Annotated in this window: 4 protein-coding genes; 1 reads left to right on the top strand and 3 read right to left on the bottom strand. The window is 61.5% G+C overall.

Features of this window, described 5'->3' with window-relative positions:
- Window positions 1-115 precede the first annotated feature (115 nt).
- Window positions 116-532, top strand: a complete 417-nt coding sequence (locus WP12_RS15800; protein ID WP_046194650.1) for a VOC family protein — start codon at window positions 116-118, stop codon at window positions 530-532.
- A 204-nt stretch (window positions 533-736) separates the two neighbouring features.
- Here the strand turns inward: WP12_RS15800 and WP12_RS15795 are convergent, their stop codons facing one another.
- From WP12_RS15795 to WP12_RS15785, 3 genes are all read right to left on the bottom strand, one after another.
- Window positions 737-1789 (bottom strand): ribonucleotide-diphosphate reductase subunit beta, encoded by a 1053-nt coding sequence (locus tag WP12_RS15795; protein WP_046194649.1) that lies wholly within the window; start codon window positions 1787-1789, stop codon window positions 737-739.
- 30 nt (window positions 1790-1819) lie between these two features.
- The gene (locus tag WP12_RS15790; RefSeq protein WP_046194648.1) at window positions 1820-2041 is read right to left on the bottom strand and encodes a hypothetical protein; all 222 of its coding nucleotides are present in this window, start codon (window positions 2039-2041) and stop codon (window positions 1820-1822) included.
- Between the two features lie 207 nt (window positions 2042-2248).
- Window positions 2249-4054 carry a ribonucleoside-diphosphate reductase subunit alpha gene (locus tag WP12_RS15785; protein ID WP_443027883.1) on the bottom strand — a complete coding sequence of 602 codons (1806 nt, stop codon included), beginning with the start codon at window positions 4052-4054 and terminating at the stop codon, window positions 2249-2251.
- Between the last annotated feature and the right edge of the window lie 653 nt (window positions 4055-4707).

The following is a 4707-nucleotide window of genomic DNA, read 5'->3' as shown; positions in this document are numbered from 1 at the left end:
CCCAACCCCTCCCCTGAAGGAGAGGGGCTTTGTAGGATCGCCCCAACCTCAACCGTCTTCACCTCGTCACCGGGCATCGCTACCATCAGCCGATGCGCCGAGAGAGGAGCCGACAATGGCCAAGATGATCTTCATAAACCTGCCCGTCCGCGACCTGGCGGCGTCGGTCGCTTTCTATGAGGCGCTCGGCGGCACGGTGAACCCGCAATTCTCCGACGAGACCGCCAAGGCGATCGTCCTGTCGGACACGATCTACGTGATGCTGCTCACCCATGAAAAATATCAGAGCTTCACCGCCCGCCCGATCGGCGACCCCCGCGCCCAGACCCAGGCGCTCTACGCGCTTAACGTCGACAGCCGCGATGATGTTGATGCGACGATCACCCGGCTAACCGCCGCCGGCGGCAAGGCCGATCCCAATCCGCCGCAGGACCCCGGCTTCATGTTCAGCCGCAGCGTCGAGGACCCGGACGGCAATGTATGGGAGCTGTTCTGGATGGATATGAGCGCGATTGGGGAAGGGGCGGAATAATCCGTTCTCCCAAGGGGAAAGCTACTCTCCATCATCCGTCATGCTGAACTTGTTTCAGCATCCACCGTGCCACAGGAGAACGGGTGCGGATGATGGGTGGATGCTGAAACAAGTTCAGCATGACGATTATGGTTGGCGCAATCGGGACAAAGGAAAGGGCGCGGGAATTACTCCTCGCGCCCTCTGTTATTCGGAAAAGAGCGTCTACTCCGCCGCAACCCCCGCATGTCCGAACAACCCGCCCTCGGCGCCGTCCTCATTCGCCGGGGCGACCTGCTTCGCCACCTTGCGGTTGTCGAAGGCGTCCCAGACGTCGGACCATTGGCCGCGGGTCGCTGCCTTCGAGTACTCCGTCGCGCGGGTTTCGAAGAAGTTGGCGTGTTCGATGCCGTTGAGCATCGGGGCGAGCCAGGGCAGGGGGTGATCGTCGATCATGTAGATCGGCTTGAGGCCGAGCTGTCCGAGCCGCCAGTCGGCGATGTAGCGGACGTACTTCTTGATGTCCTTCGGCGTCATGCCGGTGACCGGGCCCATTTCGAACACCAGGTCGATGAAGGCGTCCTCGATCCGCACCGTCTTCTGGCACATGTCGAGAATGTCTTCCTTGACGTTGTTCGTCAGGCAGTTGCGTTCCTTGCAGAAGGCGTGGAACAGCCGGATGATCCCCTCGCAATGCAGCGTTTCGTCGCGGATCGACCAGGTGACGATCTGCCCCATGCCCTTCATCTTGTTGAAGCGCGGGAAGTTCATCAGCATCGCGAAGCTGGCGAAGAGCTGGAGCCCTTCGGTGAAGCCGCCGAACATGGCGAGCGTGCGCGCGATATCCTCGTCGCTGTCGACGCCGAAGGTCGACAGATAATCGTGCTTATCCTTCATTTCCTTATACTGCATGAAGGCGCTGTATTCGGTTTCGGGCATGCCGATCGTGTCGAGCAGATGGCTGTAGGCGGCGATGTGCACCGTCTCCATGTTGCTGAACGCGGTCAGCATCATCTTGATCTCGGTCGGCTTGAACACGCGGCCATATTTGTCGTGGTAGCAATCCTGCACCTCGACATCGGCCTGGGTGAAGAAGCGGAAGATCTGCGTCAGCAGGTTGCGCTCATGATCCGAGAGCTTTTGCGCCCAGTCGCGGCAATCCTCGCCCAGCGGCACTTCCTCGGGCAGCCAGTGGAGCTGCTGCTGCCGCTTCCAATATTCGAACGCCCACGGATATTCGAAGGGCTTATAAGTGCGGCTGGCCTGAAGAAGCGGCATCGGACGGACCTTTCAGCTAATCAGCTAAAATCAATTAAAACCATAGATGAGCGCGGCGAGCGCGAACATCACGACCGCGCTCAGCAACTGCCGCAGCGCGAAACCCCTGAGCGTGGCCGGCGTGTCACCGCCGACATCCTTGCCCTTCTTCGCCTTGCCCATGCGGACCAGCGCGACGAGCGCGAGCCACAGGCAGAGCAGGCCAACCAGGGCGGATGCAGCGGCAATGACCAGCGAAACCGAAACGTCCATCCTGCACCCCCGGCAACGCGCCCCCGCGCTCCCTCAATCTGTCCTGAACTTCACCTCACCCGTCATTCCAGCGAAAGCTGGAATCTCGGGCGGCCCCTGCCTCAACCTTTTCTTCCCACCTCCTGAGATGCCAGCCTTCGCTGGCATGACGGAAAGGGGCGGCGGGTTACTGGCAGGCTAGAGTGCCGCCGCGCGCCAATGACGGGGTCATTGGCAAGCAAGGCACTCGTCATAATCCTTCACATCAAGCTCGATCTGCTTGAGGTCAGGGGTATTGTCGGCCTCGACCCCGCCCGCGAAGCCCGCGCGCTGGACCGATTTGGACCGCAGATAATAGAGCGACTTGATCCCCAGTTCCCACGCGCGGAAGTGGAGCATCAGCAGATCCCACTTCTCGACATCGGCCGGGATGAACAGGTTCAGCGACTGCGCCTGATCGATATAGGGCGTGCGATCGGCGGCGAGTTCGATCAGCCAGCGCTGGTCGATCTCGAAGCTGGTCTTGTACACGTCCTTCTCTTCCTGGCTCAGGAAGTCGAGATGCTGGACCGAACCGCCCTTTTCGAGGATCGTATTCCACACCGCGTCGCTGTCCTTCGACTTCTCGGCGAGAAGGCGCTGGAGATAGGGGTTCTTGATCGAGAAGCTGCCCGACAGCGTCTTGTGGGTGTAGATGTTGGCCGGGATCGGCTCGATGCAGGCGCTGGTGCCGCCGCAGATGATCGAGATCGACGCGGTCGGCGCGATCGCCATCTTGCAACTGAACCGCTCCATCACGCCCTGGTCGGCGGCGTCGGGGCAGGGCCCGCGCTCGCTGGCCAGCAGCATCGACGCTTCCTGCGCGCCGGCGGCGATATGCTTGAAGATGCGCAGGTTCCAGCTCTTCGCCATTGCGCCTTCGAACGGGATATTGCGCGCCTGGAGGAAGGTGTGAAAGCCCATCACGCCGAGGCCGACCGAGCGTTCGCGGCTGGCGCTGTACTTGGCGCGGGCCATCTCGTCCGGCGCGCGGTCGATATAGTCCTGCAGGACATTGTCGAGGAAGCGCATGATGTCTTCGATGAAGCGCTTGTCGCCGTTCCACTCGTCCCAGGTTTCCAGGTTGAGCGAGCTGAGGCAGCAGACCGCGGTGCGATCCATACCATGCTGGTCGCGGCCGGTCGGCAGGGTGATTTCGGAGCAGAGGTTCGAGGTCGAGACCTTCAGGCCGACATCGCGGTGATGCTTGGGCATCGCGCGGTTCACCGTGTCGTTGAACACGATATAGGGCTCGCCGGTCGCGAGGCGGGTCTCGACCAGCTTCTGGAACAGCGAGCGGGCGTCGATCGTCGAACGCTTCGATCCGTCCTTCGGGCTGACCAGATCCCATTCGGCGCCGTCACGCACGGCTTCCATGAAGGCGTCGGTGAGCAGCACGCCATGGTGCAGGTTGAGCGCCTTGCGGTTGAAGTCGCCCGATGGCTTGCGGATTTCGAGGAACTCCTCGATCTCCGGATGCGACACGTCGAGATAGACCGCCGCCGAGCCGCGGCGCAGCGAACCCTGGCTGATCGCGAGAGTCAGCGAGTCCATCACGCGGACGAAGGGAATGATGCCGCTGGTCTTGCCGTTCAGGCCGACCGGCTCGCCAATGCCGCGCACCGAGCCCCAATAGGTGCCGATGCCGCCGCCGCGCGCCGCCAGCCAGACATTCTCGTTCCACGTATTGACGATGCCTTCGAGGCTGTCGTCGACCGAGTTGAGATAGCAGCTGATCGGAAGGCCGCGCCCGGTGCCGCCGTTCGAGAGAACGGGGGTGGAGGGCATGAACCACAATTTCGAGATATAGTCGTAGATGCGCTGGGCATGCGGCTGATCGTCGGCATAGGCCGATGCGACGCGCACGAACAGGTCCTGATAGCTTTCGCCGGGGAGGAGATAGCGATCGGTCAGCGTGTCCTTGCCGAAATCGGTGAGGAGCGCGTCGCGGCTGTGATCGACCTCGATCGGATAAAGCTGCGGCGTGATCTCCATGCTGTCGATGCCGCGCTTCTTCGGCTCGGCCGCAGGCACACCGCTCTCCGCGGCCGCCGGAGCAGCCTCCGCAGTCGCCACAGCCTCTGGGGCGGTTGCCGTCGGGGCCTTGGCCTCCTTCGACGGAGAATCAATAATCGTCGCCACGTCGTTCGCGCTCACTTCGCTGCTGCCAGAAAGATCCACCGGCCCGTCTCCCGCGCACAAATACCATAGAACAGGCCATCAGGCCATGTTCCCTATCCGTTCGACTCAGGGCGTATGGAGAATGTAGTGCTTCGGCAGGCCGATACCAGCGCCGATTTGCCCTTATCCCCAGTTTTCAGCGACGTTGTGGATCATTCGCCCGGAGCCAAGCTCCCCGACGTCTGCCACCACCACTAGCGCTGCCCCTGTTGTCTTACACCACCTATAGTGCCTTATCTGAATCCGAGCGCAAGAGTCTAAATGACGGTTCGGCGACTCGACTCGTCGCATCGGCGAAACGAGTCCCATTCCATCGGGCGAAAAAAATCGAGTCTGCTCAAGGGCTTGGACGGGGCGGCGGGGTCGCCTTGAAATAATCGAATCAGCAAGCGAAATTTACGACGAAAAATAAATTTATGGGGAGGCGTTGTGGGTAGGCCGTAACGGCACCGGGGCCACCCTCCCTA

Source organism: Sphingomonas sp. SRS2, assembly GCF_000971055.1.
GTDB lineage: Bacteria > Pseudomonadota > Alphaproteobacteria > Sphingomonadales > Sphingomonadaceae > Rhizorhabdus.
The sequence above is the reverse complement of the archived record's forward strand: the minus strand, read 5'-3'. Positions and strand labels throughout refer to the sequence as shown.

Coding starts and splice junctions, on each gene's coding strand:
- WP12_RS15800 (WP_046194650.1), top strand. CDS start 116: ATGGCCAAGATGATCTTCATAAACCTGCCCGTCCGCGACCTGGCGGCG.
- WP12_RS15795 (WP_046194649.1), bottom strand. CDS start 1,789: ATGCCGCTTCTTCAGGCCAGCCGCACTTATAAGCCCTTCGAATATCCG.
- WP12_RS15790 (WP_046194648.1), bottom strand. CDS start 2,041: ATGGACGTTTCGGTTTCGCTGGTCATTGCCGCTGCATCCGCCCTGGTT.
- WP12_RS15785 (WP_443027883.1), bottom strand. CDS start 4,054: ATGGAGATCACGCCGCAGCTTTATCCGATCGAGGTCGATCACAGCCGC.